This is a genomic window from Cognatundibacterium luofuense (assembly GCF_018139685.1).
Taxonomy (GTDB): Bacteria; Pseudomonadota; Gammaproteobacteria; order Burkholderiales; family Burkholderiaceae_D; genus Undibacterium; species Undibacterium luofuense.
Window position 1 is genome coordinate 1 of record NZ_JAGSPN010000427.1, and the last position, 325, is coordinate 325.

Below are 325 nucleotides of genomic sequence, written 5' to 3' on the forward strand. Positions count from 1 at the left end.
GGGCAATTTCAGCACTTACCAGACGCGTAAAGAAGAACAGCTGGAAATCGAAGAAACCGAAAATGCCAAGTTCGATAAGCTGCTGGCCCAGGAAGAAGTCTGGATACGCAAAGGCGTAAAAGCACGCCGCTGCCGCGATGAAGGACGGGTACGCCGGCTGGAAGATCTGCGTCTGCAGCGCAGCGCCAGACGCGACCAGCAAGGTCAGGTCAAACTCGATATCACGACCGGTGAACGCTCAGGCAAAATCGTGGCGGAACTGGAAAATGTATGCAAATCCTTTGGCGACAAAGTGATCGTCAACGACTTCTCCAGCATCATCCTG

1 pseudogene is annotated in these 325 nt (G+C 53.5%); it reads left to right on the forward strand.

The window, feature by feature from the left end:
- Nucleotides 1-325: pseudogene (locus KDM89_RS21075) on the forward strand (ABC transporter ATP-binding protein); the annotation flags it as partial.